Raw genomic sequence first — 18,495 nt, 5'->3', positions numbered from 1 at the left:
GTTAAGATGAGTAAGCGGCGCATTATCGTAGGCATCAGCGGGGCTTCCGGGTTCCAGTACGGCATGAAAGTGCTGGAGCTGCTACATGAACAGGATATTGAAGTGCATCTGGTCATCAGCAAAGGAGCGGAAGCCACCAGGGCGCTCGAAACGACCTATGAGCGCCAGGAGGTGGTGAAACTGGCGGATGAAGTGCACAGCGTAACCAATCTGGGCGCCGCGATAGCCAGCGGCTCGTTTACAACGCTCGGCATGATAATCGCGCCCTGTTCAATGAACAGTCTCGCCGCGATTGCCCATGGACTGGCCGGCAATCTTCTGACCCGGGCCGCCGATGTGATTTTAAAAGAGCGGCGCAGGCTGGTGCTGATGGTCAGGGAAACCCCCCTGCATCTTACCCATCTGAAAAACATGCAATCGGTAACGGAAATGGGCGGGATAATATTCCCTCCCGTTCCCGCCTTTTACCAGGCCCCGCAAAGCGTGGACGATATCGTCCGTCACAGCGCCGCCCGCGCGCTGGATTTATTCGGTCTGGACGTCGGCAATCTTAAACGCTGGGGCGAAATCCCGCGCGGCTGATGCGGAAATAGTCTTCATTCTAAGGAATAATTGATGTTAATTGGTCCATTCGTCAACGGCTGCGCCGTTTTGGCGGGCGGTATTGTCGGCGCATTTTTTGGCGACAAAATCCCCGAGCGGCTGCGCATTGCCTTACCGCTGACCTTCGGTCTCTCCTCCATGGGGCTGGGTATCGCGCTTATTGTCAAAATCCACAGCCTGCCGGTGGTGATATTATCGCTTATCGTGGGCGCGGCCATCGGCGAGCTGGTTTATCTGGAAAGACGTATCGGCATGATGGGTAATATCGCCAAAGGCATTGCCAATCGTTTTTCAGCGGATGACGGCAAGCTGGATCCGGCGGTATTCACCGAAAAATTCGTGGCGATCCTGGTGCTGTTTTGCGCCAGCGGCACCGGTATTATCGGCGCCATGACCGAAGGCATGACCCACGACGCCAATATCCTGTTCGTTAAATCCATCATGGATATATTCACCGCGGCGATTTTCGCCACCGTGCTGGGTTACGCCGTCGCTCTGATTGCCGTGCCGCAGTTAGTTATCCAGCTGTGCATCGCCTCGGCCGCCGTGCTGATTATGCCGCACACCACCCCTGAAATGATGGGCGACTTTACCGCCGCCGGCGGATTTATCATGCTGGCCACCGGGTTTCGTATTGCCGGCATTAAATCGTTCCCGGTGGGAAATCTCTTACCGGCGCTGGTGCTGGTGCTGCCCATTTCCCATTTCTGGACCCTGTTTATTCACTGATCGCCAGGCCATCCCCCTGACGCAAATACCGCGGCGCATCTTAGCGGTACCGGGATTTACTGTTATGCTGTGCTCACGTCAGGGGGCACCGGGAGAGTAGAATGGACCTGAAAAGGCTGCGGTATTTTTGCGCTATCGCCGAGCAGGGATCGATCAGCAAGGCGGCCATGCTGCTGAATATCGCCCAACCGCCGCTGGGCAAAAGGCTGCACGAGCTGGAGGCGGAAATCGGTTCGCCGCTGTTTATCCGCACCCCGAAAAAAATGCTGCTCACCGAGGCGGGCGCCTTTCTTTACCGCCATTCCTGCGAGGTGTTAAGCCAGGTTAACGCGCTGAAAAAACAGACCATCGCTATCGCCACCCGGCAAAAAAGAGTGGTCAAAATCGGCGTATCCTATTTGTATTTGCGTTATTTTAACCAAACCCTGCTGGATTTTTACCAGCGGCAGCCTGACTGGGATATTAACGTACTGGTCTCAGATTCCAGCCATCTTGAAGCGTTATTGGCGCAAAAGGCGCTGGATATCGCGCTGATCCAAAGCCCCAGGGAATGCAGCTCTTTTTATGTGCGCGAACTGGCGCCGGTAAAACTTATCGCCGTATTATCAGCCTCATTTTCCCGCCCGTTCGCCGGCAAGCGCGTTAATTTATCCGACATCGGCAAGCTGCCGCTGATATTGCATCACCGTATCGACGGCGAGGGAACCTATGAATTCTTGCTGAATAAACTCTACGCGGAGATTGAGGAAGTGAATATCCTGATGAAGGTGTCCGAGCCGCGGCTGATTCTGGATCTGCTCAATGCGGGTCTGGAGGGCGCGGCGTTTATACCTGATTCAGAGTTTGTCCCCAGCCGGGACGGACAGTATTTCTCCTTCGACATCATCCAGGATATCCAAATCTATCAACCCGCTATCGTCACACTGAATACCGCCAAAAATTCTCTTATTCCCTGATTCTTTATAGCGCTCACCGCCGCCGGCACTCCTTTCCGCGGCCAGCCCGGCACGGACCGCATAAACTGCGCATGTTAATCCGCACCGGGCCGGAGTGTCGTCTTGTCAGCGAAGAGCGGAAAAGTCCGTTGGCGTTAAAAAGGAATTTTCAATACGTTCGACAATAGGTTTATCCGCCTCGCTGGCCGTACGCTTGGCTATCCACGCCGTATCCGCCTGGAAGGCGCTCCAGCGGACCTCGCGATCGGCCAGGCTGTCCCACTTCAGCAAATAGGTCAGGCTATGGTTGCTGGGGCCGATGAGGGTGGTCCAGAAACCTATCGGCTCGATACCGTACTGGGCAAATAAAGCCAGCGTGGTATTCCTAAAGCGGTCCTGAAGTGCCGGCAGGCGGCCGGGAAGGCAATGATAAACACGCATCTCAACAATCATGTATTTTCTCCGTTAGAGGGGTTTCCCCGGCGGCGGTAGCGGGTAGCGCCGGCGAATCGCAACCGGGGATGACATCATCGGGCAAATGCGCCGGCCGGTAAAGGGTCAGGACATCCCGCGGGTCATATTGCCGTCATCTGGATGTGATGTGATGCGCCTGCGTATATCATCATTGCTGCCAGCCCCGCCGCCCGGCAAGGGCCGGTAGACGACGAGAGACGAGATAATAATATTGAGGCGGAAATGGACATAGTCACTCAGCAGGATATTGACGAACGCTACCGTTTTGCCTGTGAACTGGCGAAAACCGGCGCCCGCCGCGCGTTTGCCTTTTATCAGCAGCGCCACCGGCTGGACGTGGAGCATAAGGGCGGGGATTTGCAGGATGTGGTCAGCATTGCCGACCGCGCCGTGGAGGCCCTTATCCACCAGGCCATCACCGCCAGGTTCCCGCAGGATGGCTTTCTCGGCGAGGAAACCGGCGGCGGCCAAACCGCGTCTTGTACCTGGGTGGTCGATCCGATAGACGGCACCAGCGCTTTTCTCAACGGACTGCATACCTGGTGCGTTGCCATCGGGGTGGTTATCCAGGGCGAACCCATCATCGGCGTGGTCTGCGATCCCAACCACGATGAAATCTTCCACGCCTGCGCCGGCAAAGGCGCCTTTGTCAACGATACGCCGCTGCGGGTACACGGCGGCCAAGCGGTGCGCGACGGCCTGGTGGGCGTGGGGACCTCGGGCCGGGTCGCCCCCGGGGTGTTTACGCCTTTTATCGGCAACCTGCTGCGCGCCGGCGGCATGTTTATCCGCAACGGGTCCGGCGCGTTGATGACGTCCTATGTGGCGGCCGGCCGGCTGATCGGCTATTACGAACCCCATATGAACGCCTGGGACAGCCTGCCGGGCATCGTTATGGTGCGCGAGGCCGGCGGCGTGACGAATGATTTTATGCATAACCAGGGGTTGATGAACGGTAATGCGGTGCTGATGGCCAATCCGGCCGTTTATCGGCAATTGCTGGCGCTTATTGATCAGTCCTGAGGCGATGGGCGCCAGCGCGGCACGCCCAGCTCATGAAACGGGTATCGGCGATGACGGCCTAAGGGTAGCGTGCGCATTCGCCTGGCGGGAATGCAGCACCCCGGCCGAATAAGCCGTTTTGCACGCTAACCGGCAACAGCCATGCCGACGGTCATATGCAATCCATAAAATACCCCGCGGGCCACCAGTTCTCCCGCCACCACCAAGGCAAAACCCAGCGCCAGACCGGCGACGCCGCTGTTGACGCGCCGCAGCATCGGCCAGACCCAGCAGCCCAGGCCAAGGACGACCAGCGCCAGCCGCAGCGCCATCAGTTCGCCGTACCAGGGCACCAGCGCGGCGGACTGCTGCACTGAACTCTGTATTGCCGCCAGTCCGGCCGCCTGCATGACGGCAGCCCCCATACTGACAAGCAACGCCGCGATGCTAAGCGTAACCAGCATCCGGCGGCGGCGGATCTCGATCCCGGCGGCCCGCAGCAATAGCGCGCCCAGCAGCGGCCCGCCGATGAGCACCGTCAGAAAGAAATTCAGCGCGGTATAGCCGTTATTCCAGGTGGGTACGGTATCAATCCGGTAAACCCGGGTCATGGCATAGACAAATACCAGGCCCAGCGCCATGGCAAGACCCAGCCACGCCTTGCCCAGCGCGCGCGGCATCCTGCCGGTCACCGTCAGCAGCCAGTAGAGGCCGCCCGCGGCGAAAAACAGCGACCCGGCGGCGATTTCATTACTGAGTCCCGACGAACCCAGCCGATTGAGCGAATTAAGCGCCCGCAGCGGCGTGCCCAGGTGCAGCACCGACGCCAGAAACGCCAGGCCCATCAGCAGCCAGAGAACGCTCATCCAGCGATGCAGCCGCAGATGCTGCCCGGCATCGTAATGGCCGGCCATCCGCGCCAGCCCCATGACGATAAACCCGCCCACCACACACTGCCCCAGCACCGTAAACCAAATCAGGGGCCATTCCTGCCATCCCGTACCCATATTACACCTCCCTCGGATTAGCCAGATAGCCGGTGGTATCGTCGCAAGGACGGCTATTGGCGTTAGGCTTAAGCACAATGTTAGGCTTGGTGTAGCGAGCCTGCGGCAACGGCGCCAGCTGGGCCAGCGTACCGTGTTGCCGGCGCAGATCCTCAATGGGACCGAAGTCGAGCGCCCGCAAGGGACAGGATTCGACACAGACCGGTTTCAGACCGACGGCCAAACGCTCCTGGCAGCCATCGCACTTGGTCATATGCCCTTTCGCCTCATTATACTGCGGCGCGCCGTAGGGACAGGCCATGGCGCAGTAGCGGCAGCCGATGCAGACATCCTCGTTAACCACCACCAGGCCGTCATCGCGCTTATGCATGGCCCCGCTCGGGCAGACCTTGACGCAGGCCGGATCCTCGCAATGATTACAGGCAATGGAGAGATAATAGCTAAAGACGTTCTGCTGCCAGCTGCCGTCCGCTTCCTGCCGCCATGTGCCGCCGGCATATTCATAAATGCGGCGAAAACTGACGTCCGGCGCCAGATTTTTATAGTCTTTGCAGGCCATTTCGCAGGTCTTGCAGCCAGTGCAACGACTTGAATCAATATAAAATCCATATTGTGTCGACATGGACTACTCCTTAAAGTCGGACAACTTCCACCAAATTGGTATGCGAAGGATTACCCTTGGCCAGCGGAGAAGGGCGCTGCGTGGTCAGCACGTTAATGCTGCCGGCATGGTCGATACGATTCCCGTCCGGCGCATACCAGGCGCCCTCGCCCAAACCCACTACCCCGGGCATCATTCGCGGCGTGACTCTGGCATTGATCCTCACCTCCCCCCGGTCGTTGAATATGCGGATAATGTCGCCGTCTTTGATCCCGCGCGCTTGCGCATCAAGGGGATTTATCCAGATTTCCTGCGGGTTCGCGGCCTTTAAAATAGCGATATTGCCGTAGGTTGAATGGGTGCGCGCCTTGTAGTGAAACCCGGTCAGCTGCAAGGGGTATTTTTTATTCAGCGCATCATCGTAGTTTTCAAAACCCGGGCTATAGACGGGCAGCGGGTTGATTTCATCGCCGGGTGACAGCTGCCAGGTAGCCGCCAGCGTTGCCAGCGCGGCGGAATAGATTTCAATTTTACCAGAGGGCGTGGTGAGCGGATTGGCCGCCGGATCGGCGCGAAAGGCTTTATAAGCCACGAAATGGCCGTCCGGATCGCGCTGCTTGAATATGCCCTGGGCCTGGAGCTGTTCAAATTCCGGCAGCGCCGGAACGGCCAGCCGCGACTGCTGATAAAGATAACGCAGCCACTCTTCCTGCGTGCGCCCTTCGGTAAACTGCTGCTCGACCCCCATGCGGCGGGCGATTTCGCTGGTCATATCGTAGATATTCTTGCATTCGAACCGCGGCTTGATAGCCTGGCTGGCAAAAATCACGTACCCCATATCACCGCTTGACGCGTCCAGACAAAAATCCATTTGCTCCGACGCCGTACAATCCGGCAGCACCAGATCGGCATATTGGGCCGACGAGGTCATATGGTTATCGATCACCACAATCATCTCGCATTTCTTGTCATCCTGCAGGATGTCATGGGTACGGTTGATGTCGGAGTGTTGATTGATCAGGCAGTTGCCGGCGTAATTCCAGATAAATTTAATCGGGACGTCAAGCTTGTCCTTGCCGCGTACCCCGTCGCGGGTCGCGGTCATCTCGGTGGCGCGCACGATGGCATCGGTCCATAAGAACATGGAAATACTGGTTTTTACCGGGTTTTCCAGCGTCGGCATACGGACAAAGGGGATTTCATAGGACCCTTCGCGGGCGCCGCTGTTGCCGCCGCTGATGCCGACGTTGCCGGTCAGGATGGCCAGCATTGCGATGGCGCGGGTGGTCGTCTCGCCGTTGGCGTGGCGCTGCGGCCCCCACCCCTGGCAGATATAGGCCGGCTTGGCGCTGCCGATTTCCCGTGCCAGCTGGATGATGCGCGCGGCGGGGATGCCGGTGATGGCGGCGCCCCAGGCCGGGGTCTTCGCCGTCCCGTCCTGGCCTTGGCCCAGGATATAAGCTTTATAATGGCCGTTGGCCGGCGCGCCGGCAGGCAGTGTTTTTTCGTCATAACCGACGCAGTATGTATCCAGGAAGGGCTGGTCCACCAGATTTTCGCTAATAAGCACATAAGCCAGCGCAGAAGCCAGCGCGGCGTCCGTGCCCGGCCGGATGGGCAGCCACTCGTCTTCGCGGCCGGCGGCGGTATCGGTATACCGGGGATCGATAACCACCATGCGGGTATTGGACTGTTCGCGCGCCTGCTCCAGCAAATAGGTCACCCCGCCGCCGCTCATACGGGTTTCACCGGGATTATTGCCGAACATCACCACCAGCTTGCTATTAACGATATCGGTCGGGCTGTTGCCTTCCGCCCAGCCGCCGTAGGTATAGTTCAATCCCGCCGCGATTTGCGCCGAACTGTAGTCGCCATAATGGTTCAGATAGCCGCCGCAGCAGTTCATCAGGCGGGCAATCAGCGTTTTCCCCGGCGGCCAGGAGCGGGTCATGGTGCCGCCGAGCGTGCCGGTGCCGTAATTCAGGTAAATGGCCTCGTTGCCATAATCCTTAATAATGCGCTTAAGGTTAGCGCTGATTAAACCGAACGCCTCGTCCCAGCTGATGCGTTTGAATTTGCCTTCGCCACGTTGCCCTATCCGCAGCATCGGGTATTTCAGCCGATCGGGATTATAGACCCGGCGTCGCATCGACCGCCCGCGCAGGCAGGCGCGTACCTGGTGCAGATCCCCATACACGTCATTGCCGGTATTATCGGTTTCCACATATGTGATTTCGCCATCGGCCACATGCATGCGCAGCGGACAACGGCTGCCGCAGTTTACCGTACAGGCGCTCCAGACGATTTTTTCAGCGGCGGGGGACGGGGGTAGGGTTGCCGGATCTCCGTCGGCCCGGGCCTGGCGGCTGAACGGCAGCGCCACGCCGCCGGCAGCCAGCGCCAGTCCGCACACTGCGCTATCTTTCACCAGATTTCGCCGGGTTAGGGGGATATTTAGTAAAGTATTATTATTTTCGCTTTTCATGATAATTCACCCTGAAGATCTCAAATCCCTGTTTAACGATGACATCAATCCGGAACAGTCTCGCCACGCATAAAATGCCACCGAACACAGAAAGCGCGGCGGAAATTCATTGCGGCATAATCATCCTCGCAATGAGATTACCCTTAGGATAGACAGGGGTATTGTCCGGCATCAATAAAACCGATATATATAATTTTATATAACACTTCTTGAATTAATTAATACTTAAAATTCAATTAGTTATTTATTAAATCCCTCTTTGGATTTAAATAATATTTATTCATTAAAGAATTAAAATATGAGTTTGCGCACAGATTTTCGCCCTATTGACCGTACAACGGGGAGAATAAAGACGTTCTTTCTCCCCATGGCGAAAAATATCGCCGGCGCACCCGGCCCGCCATAAGCGAAATAAAGAATAAAACAACCCGCCAGATTTTTAAAAAAACAAGTCCGTTATGGGTATAACGCCCTTCCCCTGGCGATAAAATATAAATACTAATCACTCGCATGTTATTTCGCATTACGAAGCACGACGGATGATCATCGCCGGTTGCCAACCGTTCTATACTGACTTATCACCTTGCGGCATACACCACAGGAGCGCCCTGATGAAACTTCCCGCGACAAGGCACGTGCGCACCCCCATGCTCGACCTGGCTTATGAGGAATATGGTCCGCGGGACGGCGCGGCGGTGATTTTACTGCATGGCTTTCCCTACGATCCGCGCGCCTATGATGACGTGGCGCCTGGGCTGGTCGCGCGGGGCTACCGGGTGATGGTGCCTTATCTGCGCGGCTACGGCCCCACCCGGTTTATCAACGACGGCGTCATGCGCTCGGGGCAGCAGGCCGCCCTGGCCCGTGATCTGCTGGATATGATGGACGCGCTGTCGCTGGAGAAGGCCGTCCTGGCGGGCTATGACTGGGGCGGGCGCGCGGCCTGTATCCTCGCCGCTCTTTGGCCCGCCAGGGTGACGGCCCTGGTCAGCGCGGGCGGTTACAATATCCAGGATATCGCCGCTTCAGCCGCGCCGCAGGATCCCGAGGCGGAGCACCGGTACTGGTACCAATATTATTTCCATACCCCGCGCGGCCGCGCCGGACTGACGGCCAACCGGGCGGCATTTTGCCGCCTGCTGTGGCGGTTATGGTCGCCTTCCTGGCATTTTACCGACGCCGCCTACGCGCGCACCGCCGCCTCATTCGACAACCCGGATTTTGTCGAGGTGGTGATCCATTCCTACCGCCACCGGTACGGCTATATGGCGGGAGATCCCCTACTGCAGCCGATCGAGGATCGGTTACAACGCCTGCCGGTTATCGCGGTGCCCACCATTTCGCTATGCGGTCTTGACGACGGCGTGGGCGCGGGTCTCGACACCGGCGCGCCGGGCGCCGCCGATCCCGATCGCGATAAATTTTCCGCCTATTATCAACGGCGCCTGTTAGCGGGCATCGGGCATAATATTCCCCAGGAAGCGCCGCAGGCCGTAGTGGACGCCATCGTGGATTTACTGAACCTGTAACGGCGCGGTTTATTGCATGACGGATACGGCATTAATTAAAATGATATATCGCCGGGAAGTTATACATTAATAAGGGTGACCGTAACCATCATAGCGATTTTTCACTGGTCTGGTTACCCTGTCATTCCACGCCGCGTGGCGTGATGGCGACCGCGGTAAAACATAAATTTATCTGGTGCTTATTTGGCGACTGTTTATTTCCTTGTCTCATTTACGATTATAATTATTCAATTAATAACTTGGCAAATTATTGCTCCGGCTCCCGAAATATATTTCTAAATAATAGTAATGTTGGATAAAAGTATTATCCAGTCGCAATGACCGCCGAAAAAAATAACCGGATCGTCCGTTTATACCAGGAATTATTATGCCGAACCCAATAGCCTATGAGCTTGCCGTGATGACGCTGCCTTACCAGCAATGGCACCTTGACCGGCCAGACGCGTCCGCCGTCGTCGCGGCGCTGGAAGAGGGCAAAATTCTGTATTTACCCCGCTTGTCTTTTATATTAACCCCGCAAGAAGAGGCCTTGCTCGATCCCGTCCTGCTGGAGCCGGAACGCAAAAATATCAGCTATCGGCCCGATCGCGACCGGCTGGACGGCGTGGCGGCGCCGGAGCAGCGTCCGACGGCGCGGCAACTGCTGCAGCGTTATTATCAGGACTGCCGCGCCCTGATGGCGTCATTGCTGCCGGCCTACCTTGACGCCTGCCACAGCCCGGCCGGTACCCTGCGGCTGCATCAGGTCACCGACTGGCGCGCCAGGGCCTCCTGGCGCAAGGATGATAGTCGCCTGCACGTGGACGCCTTTCCTTCACGACCCAACCGCGGCGAGCGCATACTGCGCGTTTTCACCAATATCAATCCTTATGGCATAAGCCGTACCTGGCGCATCGGCGAGCCCTTCCCCCCGCTGGCGCAGCGTTTTCTGCCGCGGCTCAGGCGCTATTCCCCTTTGGCAAGCTGGTGGCTAAACGCCGTTGGCATCACCCAAACACGCCGCAGCCGTTACGATCATCTGATGCTGCAATTGCATGACGCCATGAAAGCCGATGCGAACTATCAGCGCGACGGCCCGCAGTTGGTGATGGCATTCCCGCCGGGCAGCACCTGGATCTGTTTTTCCGATCAAACGCCCCACGCGGCGATGGACGGACAATTCCTGCTTGAACAGACTTTTATGCTGCCGTTGTCCGCCATGCGCGATCCCAGGCGGGCACCGTTAAGCGTGTTGCAATCCCTCGTGCACGAATCCCTCATCTAGCCCGGGCGTCAGCGCCCGTCACATCTGCTGATTAAAAAGACTTTGCAAATTCACAGGTCTTTTACCATCATCAAGTAAAGCGCCCGTCTTTTTCTACAGCTGGAACTATCTTGCAAAACATCACAGTAGCGTTGCGGCACGCCATCGAGCGTACGGCGTGGTATCCCAAACGGCATTCCTATCGGGTGCTGTTCTGGCGAGAAATCACCCCGCTCGCGGTGCCGATCCTGTTCGAAAATATGTGCGTCTTGCTGATGGGGGTGTTGAGCACGTTCCTGGTCAGTTGGCTGGGCAAGGAAGCCATGGCCGGCGTGGGCCTGGCCGACAGTTTTAACATGGTGATCATCGCGTTTTTCGCCGCCGTGGATCTGGGCACCACGGTGGTGGTGGCGTTCAGCCTGGGGAAACTCAATCCCCAGCGGGCACGCGCCGCCACCAGGCAATCGCTGGCGCTGATGACGGTGATCGCCGTGCTGCTGGCGCTGGGTATCGAATTCTACGGCCAGGCGATTATCGATGTGATCGCCGGCAGCGCCGCGCCGCAGGTGAAAGCCCTGGCGTTAAGCTACCTGAAAATCACCGCCTGGAGCTATCCGGCCGCCGCCATCGCGCTTATCGGCAGCGGCGCGCTGCGCGGCGCGGGCAATACCAAGATCCCGATGCTTATCAACGGCGGGATGAATATCCTCAATATTATTATCAGCACTATCCTGATTTACGGCGTGTTTTCATGGCCGGGACTGGGGTTTATCGGCGCCGGCCTGGGACTGACCATCACCCGCTATATCGGCGCGGCGGCGGTAATTTACGTACTGATGATCGGGTTTAACCCGGCGCTGAAAATTTCGCTGAAGAGCTATTTTTACCGGCTGGACACCAGCATCCTGAAGGAAGTGCTGGGCATCGGTATTCCCGCCAGTATTGAATCAGTGCTGTTTAACGGCGGCAAGCTGCTGACCCAGGTGTTCGTGGCGGGTATGGGCACCGATGTGATTGCCGGCAATTTCATCGCTTTTTCCATCGCTTCCCTGATCAATTTGCCCGGCAATGCGTTGGGGTCCGCCGCGACCATTATTGTCGGCACGCGTTTGGGAAAACGCCAGCGCGGCCAGGCGGAACGCCAGTTGAAGCATATCTTCTGGCTGTCCACCCTGGGATTATCGCTGATCGCCTTCCTCTCGGTGCCGTTCGCCGGTCTGCTGGCCGCGTTTTATACCCGCGAGGAGGATGTTATCCACGTGGTGAAAATACTGGTCTGGCTTAACGCCGCGTTTATGCCGTTCTGGGCCGCGTCATGGGTCTTGCCTGCGGGGCTGAAGGGCGCGCGCGACGCGCGTTTCACCATGTGGATATCCATGCTTGGCATGTGGGGATGCCGCATCGTGGCGGGATATACGCTTGGGATCGTGCTGGGTTTCGGCGTGGTGGGCATTTGGCTGGGAATGTTCCTGGACTGGATTGTGCGCGGCCTGTTTTTCTACTGGCGCCTGGCCAGCGGCCGCTGGCTGAAAAAATACCCTAAACTCCGCTCGACCTCCTGACGCGCGCCCGGTGGGGTTTGCGCCGGGAAAATACTATCCCGGCGCCCCCAGGGCAATGCCGGGATAAGCCCTGGATGCGGATTAATACAGCCCCAGCACCCGCCACCAGGTCAGGCCCACGCCCATAAAAATAATCTGGTTGATCACGCTGACCACAAAACCGGTGCGCCACCAGACACGGGTCGGCACATAGCCGGCGCCAAACAGGATGGGACCGCGCGCATGGGTATACTGGGTTAGGGAACAATACAGGCTGCTGGTAAACGCCAGCATAAAGGCCATGGGCAGCACCGGAATGCCGAGCGTCATGCCGACGGCCAGGAATACCGCATACAGCGCCGCAATCTGCGCGTTGCCGCTGGCGAAAAAATAATGCGTATAAAGATAGGCGGCGTTCAGCAGCAGCAGTACCCAGACCCAGCTGGTCCCGGCCATAAGGTGGCCGATATTGGTGCCGATCAGATCGCCGAACCAAGTGGTGAACCCCAGATTTTTCAGCTGGTTGGCCATCATCAGCAGCGCGGCGAACCACACCAGCGTATCCCAGGCGCCCTTCTCGCTTTTAATCTCTTCCCAGGTCAGGACACCGGTCAGCAGCAAAAAGGACAGGCCGACAAAGGACGCGGTGGTGGGGTCGATGCCAAGCCAGGTGCCAAAAATCCACAGCACCAGCAGCAGCAGCACCGTTGCCAGCATTAACCATTCGCCCTTGCCCAGCGGCCCCATTTTTTCCAGCTCGGCGGCGGCGAATACCGGCGCGTCCGGGGTTTTTTTGATCTCCGGGCGAACCAGATAATAAATGCAGGGCGGGACGATAAGCAGCGACACCACGCAGGGCAGCAGCGCGGCCATAAACCAGCCGAACCAAGTGATATGGATGCCGGCATTGGCCGCCAGTTTGACCGCCAGCAGATTGCCGGTATAGGCGGTCATAAACAGCGCCGAGGTAATATCGTTGACATTGCCGATGCACACGATGAGAAAGGTGCCGATCTTGCTGCGCGAGGCATCGTCCGGATGCGAATTAAAACTGCGCGCCAGGGAATCGGCGATGGGATAGATCACCCCGCCGCAGCGCGCGGTGTTGCTGGGCATGGCCGGCGCCAGCAGCAGGTCGGCAAACGCCAGCCCGTAGGCCAGGCCGAGGGTGCGCTTGCCCAACAGGCGAATCAGCATCAACGCCACGCGCCGCCCAAGCCCGGTCTTGATAAACCCGCGCGCAATCATGAACGCGACCACGATAAGCCAGATAAGCGAACTGTTCAGCTCGCTGAGGGCCGTCACGATGGCGCCGCTGGCGGTTTTATCACCCGCCGCGTACGTCAGGGCAAAAATAGTGATGCTGATAATGCCAATGGCGCCGATGGGCAGGACGTTGGCGACGATGGCGACGATGGTGGCGACAAAAATCACCGCGGAATGCCAGGCGGCCGCGCTGAGGCCGGTTGGCGGCGTAAGCGGCCACAGCGCCAGCGCGATGGCGACAATCACCACCAGGGGCAGCCAGCTCAGGCCATAAGACGTTTTTATCTTCACCGGAACTCTTCCTATATTTGCGTTAGGTTGACGAGAGTGAAATCAATTTTAAAAAAATGATTTCATTGTGAATAATTCTTATTTGAACGGAACACGGCCCACCCTTAAATCGTTTATTGAACAGGGTAGAAAATATTATTGATAAAATGCGTCAATCCGGTTTATTAAATTGTTTCCTGAATACTGCCGCGGCCGGATCATGCTGAGGCCTGTCAGGACGTTGCCAAACATAGTAATGCAATCTTATTTTAATTAAAAAGAGAAAAAAACGGCGCGCAGGTTAGGTTGATCTATATCAACCCTTTTTGGGTGATGCGCCTGATTTTGCCTATCGTCAGGGAAATTTCATTTTTTATTGTAACAATATTTAACGCATTATTTCCCGTCCATGGCATTTATCCGCCGGCCATGGCGCCAATCGCGTTATCCCCGCGGGCGCCGTCCGGCGAAAATCCGGTTGAAAGGTCAGGACCGACTCGCCACAATGGCTATAGCAACCGCGGGAAACCGTCCCAATCACATTAAGGTCGTCACAGTGCCGTCGTCTTCTTTCCAGGGTTTTACGCCCACCGGGCTGGAATTTCTGCAACAGGTGGTCAAGGAAAACAGCAAGGAGTGGTTCGAGTCTCATCGCGGGGAGTATCAGCGCCATCTGCTGGCCCCGTTTCGCGCCCTGGTGGAGGATCTTGCCCCGGCGATGCTGGCCATCGACGACCAGGTCGAAACGCGCCCGGCGGTGGGCAAAACGCTGTCGCGCATGTATCGCGATACCCGGTTTTCCCGCGATAAATCGCTATTTCGCAATCGCATGTGGCTGACCTTTAAACGCCATTCAAAGGAATGGACCGACGCGCCGGTGTTTTTTTTCGAAATCACCCCCGATTTTTTTCATTATGGCCTGGGCTATTACTCCGCCAGCAAAGCCACCATGGACCGTTTTCGCCACCTGATGCTGCGCCAGCCGGAAGAGTTCGCCCGCGCCGCCGCCTGCGCGCGCGCGCCGTTTGCGCTGGCCGGCGAAAGCTATAAACGCCCGCTTATCAAAGACCAGGATCCGGCGCTGGCGAGCTGGTACAATCGCAAATCCTTTGCCGTGATGACGACGGATAATAATATCGCCTCCCTGTTTTCACCGGCGCTGGCTGCGCGGCTGATGCGGGATTTTACCCGCCTGCAGCCGCTGTACGCGCTGCTAATGCGCGTGGAAACCCTCAAACAGGTGCCGCTGGAAGATCTCTGAACCGCCGCGTACGGAAGATAACCGGCGCCTGTCACCGGGTTAAATCATAACATTGAAGGGAACGTCTCATGTCATCCTCCGCCGCCGCCAGACTGATTCCCTTTCTGTTGGTATTGGGTTCCATATTGTCGCTCAGCATCGGTTCCTCGCTTGCCAAGGCGTTGCTGTTTCCCCTGATCGGCGCCACCGGCACCACCGCGCTCAGGACGGGGTTTTCCGCCATCGTCCTGATGTTGCTGTGGCGTCCCTGGCGGGCGTCAATCACCTTGCGCGAGTATCAATCCATCGCCCTTTACGGCCTGACGCTTGGGATGATGAACCTGTGCTTTTATCTCGCCCTCGAAAGCATCCCGTTCGGCCTGGCGGTGGCGATTGAATTTGTCGGCCCCCTGGCCGTTACCGTACTGTATTCCCGCAAACTCAGCGATTTTATCTGGATAGCCCTGGCCGTTACCGGCGTTCTGCTGCTGTTGCCGCTGCGCGGCAACGACAGCGGGCTGCCGCTGTCCGGCGTGCTGTTTGCGCTGGCCGCCGCGTTATGCTGGGCGCTGTATATTGTGTTCGGCAAGACCGTCAGCCACCTGCACTCGGGCCAAACCGTGGCCGTCGGCCTGGTGTTCGCCTCGATGGTCACCTTGCCGGTGGGCATGATGGATGCCGGCGCCATCCTTACCCGTCCCGACCTGCTGGCCATGGGGCTGCTTATCGCCCTGCTCTCCAGTTCCCTGCCGATGACGCTGGAAATGGCCGCTTTAAAGCGGCTGCCGCATAAGGCCTTCGGTATCCTGGTCAGCATGGAGCCGGCCGTCGCGGCGCTGGTGGCCTTTGTCATGCTGTCGGAAACCTTGACGCCGACCCAGATTATCGCCGTCGTATTTTCCATTACGGCGGGCATGGGCAGCGCCATCACCGCGCGCGGCAGCGTCGAAACCGTGGTGACCTAGGCTTAATTTGCGCGTATCAAGGACGTCGGCTACTCTTTTCTGCGGATAATAACCCAGGGAGAGGCGGTGATGGATTTTTCAGGCTGGCGCTGGTTTAACGAGCCGGATCAATGGGCCCTGAACGGGTCGGTGCTGCGGGTGGCGACCAACGGCAAGACGGATTTCTGGCAACGGACCTGGTACGGATTCCAGCGTCATTCCGGCCATGTGTTCGGCTGCGATATGCGCGCGGATTTCACATTGCAGGCGCGCGTGCGCGGCGATTATCGCCGGTTATACGATCAGGCCGGCCTGATGGTGCTTAAGGACCAGAGGCATTGGCTGAAAGCGGGGATCGAATATACCGACGACCAGCCGATGATGGGCAGCGTGCTGACCGCGCCGGACTCCGACTGGTCAAGCATGCCGTTCGCGGGCGACGCCGGCTGTTTTTGGCTGCGTCTGACGCTCGCCGACGGCTGCGTGCGGCTGCAATATTCCGCCGACGGGAAATACTGGCCGCTGCTGCGCCTTTGCCCGTTTCCGTCCGCGCCGCCCTGGTTCGCCGGCGTGATGTGCTGCACGCCGGAACGCGCGGGGCTGACGGTCGCCTTCGACGATATCCGCCTCGGCAAGCCGCAGGCGAAAGACCTGCACGATTTGACATAACCCGCACCGCCCTTCCTGCCGGCCCAAGCCCGCGCGGAAAACCCTTTCAGCGAAATGCGGACCCTACTCTCCAGGTAGCTGGCCGTATCCGGCTTAGCGCCATACTGTTGCACGGTCACCTACAGCGTCCCCCCGTCCGGTAACGCCGGCGCACCGTTGGGATTTTTTCCGCCCTATACCGCACACCGCCATCACACCCGCCAGCCGCTATCCGTTGCCGGCAATGCCTGAACTTACCCTAGGCTGGCGCGATAATTCTGAAGAATTTGTGAGAATAATCGCAGATATCGCATTCTGTCGTTTTCGCGACCGTGGATAGTGATCTGGCGACATGTATTGCCGGGAAAACAGCATATGATTGGGCCAGAAATAATAATCTTGGTTGATCCGTTTGGAAATACAGCCAATAGCCCTATTTTTACCGATCTGCTCGTCAATACGATGCTTAAAAGGAGATTTGCATGTTAAACGCTCGTCCCAGCGGCCCTATTTGCTTCACACTTCAGGTCTTTCCGGTATTTTTCCATGATAGTCTCTCTTCTCCTGGCGGGATAAGACCGGCGGCGATAGGGATCAGGCCCCTGCCACGGGGAGGCCGGTTATGCTAGCGGTCGAACTTATCATTGTCTTACTGGCTATTTTCCTCGGCGCCCGCCTGGGCGGTATCGGCATCGGCTTTGCCGGCGGCCTCGGCGTGCTGGTCCTGGCGATGATCGGGGTTAAACCCGGCAGCATCCCGTTCGACGTCATCTCCATCATCATGGCGGTTATCGCCGCCATCGCCGCCATGCAGGTCGCCGGCGGCATGGATTACCTGGTACAGCAAACGGAAAAAATACTGCGTAAAAACCCCCGGCACATTACGCTGCTGGCGCCGGTGGTGACCTATTTCCTGACCCTGTTTGCCGGCACCGGCAATATTTCGCTTTCCGCCCTGCCGGTGATTGCGGAAGTGGCCAAGGAACAGGGCATTAAACCCTGCCGTCCCCTCTCCACCGCGGTGGTCTCCGCGCAAATCGCCATTACCGCCTCGCCGATATCCGCGGCGGTGGTGTATATGTCGTCCGTGATGGAAAGCCATGGCGTGAGCTATATCCATCTGTTGTCGGTGGTCATTCCCTCCACCTTTTGCGGCGTGGTGCTGATGTCGCTGCTGGTCGGGAGACTGTTTAACGCCAGGCTGTCCGATGACCCGGTTTATCTGAAACGGCTTGAGGACGGCCTGGTCGCCCTGCGCGGCAACCAGGTGACGCAGATCAAGCCGCGGGCGAAAATATCGGTGCTGCTGTTCCTTGCCGGCGTGCTGGGCGTCGTCGCCTACGCCATTATCAACAGTCCCGGCCTCGGCCTGGTGGCAACCCCGGTCATGACCACCACCAGCGCCATCCTTATCATTATGCTCAGCGTCGCCACCCTGATTACCCTCACCTGCGCCGTCGCCACCGAAGCGGTGATCAATTCCAGCACCTTTAAGGCGGGAATGAGCGCCTGTATCTGTATCCTGGGCGTGGCCTGGCTGGGCGATACGTTTGTCCAGGCCAATTTGGATTGGATCAAAACGACGGCGGGCGGCGTTATCCAGGGCCATCCCTGGCTGCTGGCGGTGATTTTCTTTTTCTGCTCCGCACTGCTGTATTCGCAGGCCGCCACCGCCAAGGCGCTGATGCCGATGGCGCTGGCGCTGAACGTCTCGCCCCTGACCGTGGTGGCGTCGTTTGCCGCTGTCTCGGGGCTGTTTATCCTGCCGACCTATCCTACCCTGGTGGCGGCGGTACAGATGGACGATACCGGCACCACCCGTATTGGCCGGTTTGTCTTTAACCATCCGTTCTTTATTCCCGGCACGCTGGGCGTCACCTTCTCGGTGGTGTTCGGTTTCCTGCTCGGCAGCCTTATTCTTTAACCCCCCCCGGCCCCGGCATGGGGCCGCTTTCCCTTTCCTGCTGATGAGTGCACG

General features: G+C 58.0%; 16 protein-coding genes. 11 read left to right on the top strand and 5 right to left on the bottom strand.

Features of this window, described 5'->3' with window-relative positions; all coding sequences use genetic code 11:
• Window positions 1–6: 6 nt before the first annotated feature.
• The 3 genes from ACL2XG_RS01930 (at window position 7) to ACL2XG_RS01920 (ending at window position 2,288) form a co-directional block, all read left to right on the top strand.
• Complete coding sequence (locus ACL2XG_RS01930) at window positions 7–582, top strand: UbiX family flavin prenyltransferase (protein ID WP_410014723.1); 576 nt, start codon at window positions 7–9, stop codon at window positions 580–582.
• A 33-nt stretch (window positions 583–615) separates the two neighbouring features.
• Window positions 616–1,332, top strand: a complete 717-nt coding sequence (locus ACL2XG_RS01925) for a DUF554 domain-containing protein (protein WP_413723019.1) — start codon at window positions 616–618, stop codon at window positions 1,330–1,332.
• A gap of 101 nt (window positions 1,333–1,433) precedes the next feature.
• Entirely contained in the window at window positions 1,434–2,288 is an 855-nt protein-coding gene (locus ACL2XG_RS01920) for a LysR family transcriptional regulator (protein WP_413723020.1), read from the top strand.
• 105 nt (window positions 2,289–2,393) lie between these two features.
• Here the strand turns inward: ACL2XG_RS01920 and ACL2XG_RS01915 are convergent, their stop codons facing one another.
• Entirely contained in the window at window positions 2,394–2,720 is a 327-nt protein-coding gene (locus ACL2XG_RS01915; protein WP_410014720.1) for an NIPSNAP family protein, read from the bottom strand.
• A gap of 243 nt (window positions 2,721–2,963) precedes the next feature.
• On the opposite strand from ACL2XG_RS01915, the gene ACL2XG_RS01910 reads away from it, so the two are divergent.
• Window positions 2,964–3,764 carry an inositol monophosphatase family protein gene (locus ACL2XG_RS01910; RefSeq protein WP_413723021.1) on the top strand — a complete coding sequence of 267 codons (801 nt, stop codon included), beginning with the start codon at window positions 2,964–2,966 and terminating at the stop codon, window positions 3,762–3,764.
• Window positions 3,765–3,889: 125 nt separating this feature from the next.
• Here ACL2XG_RS01910 and ACL2XG_RS01905 read toward each other — a convergent pair whose 3' ends face one another.
• From ACL2XG_RS01905 to dmsA, 3 genes are read right to left on the bottom strand one after another with little or no spacing between them, the layout of a single operon-like run.
• Entirely contained in the window at window positions 3,890–4,750 is an 861-nt protein-coding gene (locus tag ACL2XG_RS01905) for a DmsC/YnfH family molybdoenzyme membrane anchor subunit (protein ID WP_413723022.1), read from the bottom strand.
• A gap of 1 nt (window position 4,751) precedes the next feature.
• Window positions 4,752–5,372, bottom strand: a complete 621-nt coding sequence (locus ACL2XG_RS01900; protein WP_413723023.1) for a DMSO/selenate family reductase complex B subunit — start codon at window positions 5,370–5,372, stop codon at window positions 4,752–4,754.
• Between the two features lie 10 nt (window positions 5,373–5,382).
• Complete coding sequence (gene dmsA / locus ACL2XG_RS01895; RefSeq protein ID WP_413723024.1) at window positions 5,383–7,836, bottom strand: dimethylsulfoxide reductase subunit A; 2,454 nt, start codon at window positions 7,834–7,836, stop codon at window positions 5,383–5,385.
• A gap of 611 nt (window positions 7,837–8,447) precedes the next feature.
• Between dmsA and ACL2XG_RS01890 the strand changes: the two genes are divergently transcribed.
• The 3 genes from ACL2XG_RS01890 to ACL2XG_RS01880 all read left to right on the top strand — a co-directional run bounded on the left by ACL2XG_RS01890 (window position 8,448) and on the right by ACL2XG_RS01880 (window position 12,170).
• The gene (locus ACL2XG_RS01890) at window positions 8,448–9,365 is read left to right on the top strand and encodes an alpha/beta fold hydrolase (RefSeq protein WP_413723025.1); all 918 of its coding nucleotides are present in this window, start codon (window positions 8,448–8,450) and stop codon (window positions 9,363–9,365) included.
• Window positions 9,366–9,732: 367 nt separating this feature from the next.
• Complete coding sequence (locus ACL2XG_RS01885) at window positions 9,733–10,629, top strand: Kdo hydroxylase family protein (protein WP_413723026.1); 897 nt, start codon at window positions 9,733–9,735, stop codon at window positions 10,627–10,629.
• A 110-nt stretch (window positions 10,630–10,739) separates the two neighbouring features.
• Window positions 10,740–12,170 carry an EmmdR/YeeO family multidrug/toxin efflux MATE transporter gene (locus ACL2XG_RS01880; RefSeq protein WP_410014713.1) on the top strand — a complete coding sequence of 477 codons (1,431 nt, stop codon included), beginning with the start codon at window positions 10,740–10,742 and terminating at the stop codon, window positions 12,168–12,170.
• 81 nt (window positions 12,171–12,251) lie between these two features.
• Here the strand turns inward: ACL2XG_RS01880 and ACL2XG_RS01875 are convergent, their stop codons facing one another.
• On the bottom strand, window positions 12,252–13,706 hold the full coding sequence (locus tag ACL2XG_RS01875; RefSeq protein WP_410014712.1) for a DASS family sodium-coupled anion symporter: 1,455 nt from the start codon (window positions 13,704–13,706) through the stop codon (window positions 12,252–12,254).
• A 484-nt stretch (window positions 13,707–14,190) separates the two neighbouring features.
• Between ACL2XG_RS01875 and ACL2XG_RS01870 the strand changes: the two genes are divergently transcribed.
• From ACL2XG_RS01870 to ACL2XG_RS01855, 4 genes are all read left to right on the top strand, one after another.
• On the top strand, window positions 14,191–14,946 hold the full coding sequence (locus tag ACL2XG_RS01870; protein ID WP_410014711.1) for a DUF2461 domain-containing protein: 756 nt from the start codon (window positions 14,191–14,193) through the stop codon (window positions 14,944–14,946).
• A 68-nt stretch (window positions 14,947–15,014) separates the two neighbouring features.
• Complete coding sequence (locus tag ACL2XG_RS01865; RefSeq protein WP_410014710.1) at window positions 15,015–15,890, top strand: EamA family transporter; 876 nt, start codon at window positions 15,015–15,017, stop codon at window positions 15,888–15,890.
• A gap of 69 nt (window positions 15,891–15,959) precedes the next feature.
• Window positions 15,960–16,538, top strand: coding sequence for a DUF1349 domain-containing protein (locus tag ACL2XG_RS01860; protein WP_413723450.1), 579 nt, complete (start codon window positions 15,960–15,962; stop codon window positions 16,536–16,538).
• 601 nt (window positions 16,539–17,139) lie between these two features.
• The gene (locus ACL2XG_RS01855; RefSeq protein ID WP_413723027.1) at window positions 17,140–18,441 is read left to right on the top strand and encodes an anaerobic C4-dicarboxylate transporter; all 1,302 of its coding nucleotides are present in this window, start codon (window positions 17,140–17,142) and stop codon (window positions 18,439–18,441) included.
• The last annotated feature ends 54 nt before the right edge of the window (window positions 18,442–18,495 follow it).

Origin of the sequence: Sodalis sp. RH24 (assembly GCF_047324145.1) — a bacterium.
In the GTDB taxonomy this organism is placed as follows: domain Bacteria; phylum Pseudomonadota; class Gammaproteobacteria; order Enterobacterales; family Enterobacteriaceae; genus Acerihabitans.
This window is presented reverse-complemented; position numbering and strand designations above follow the sequence as displayed.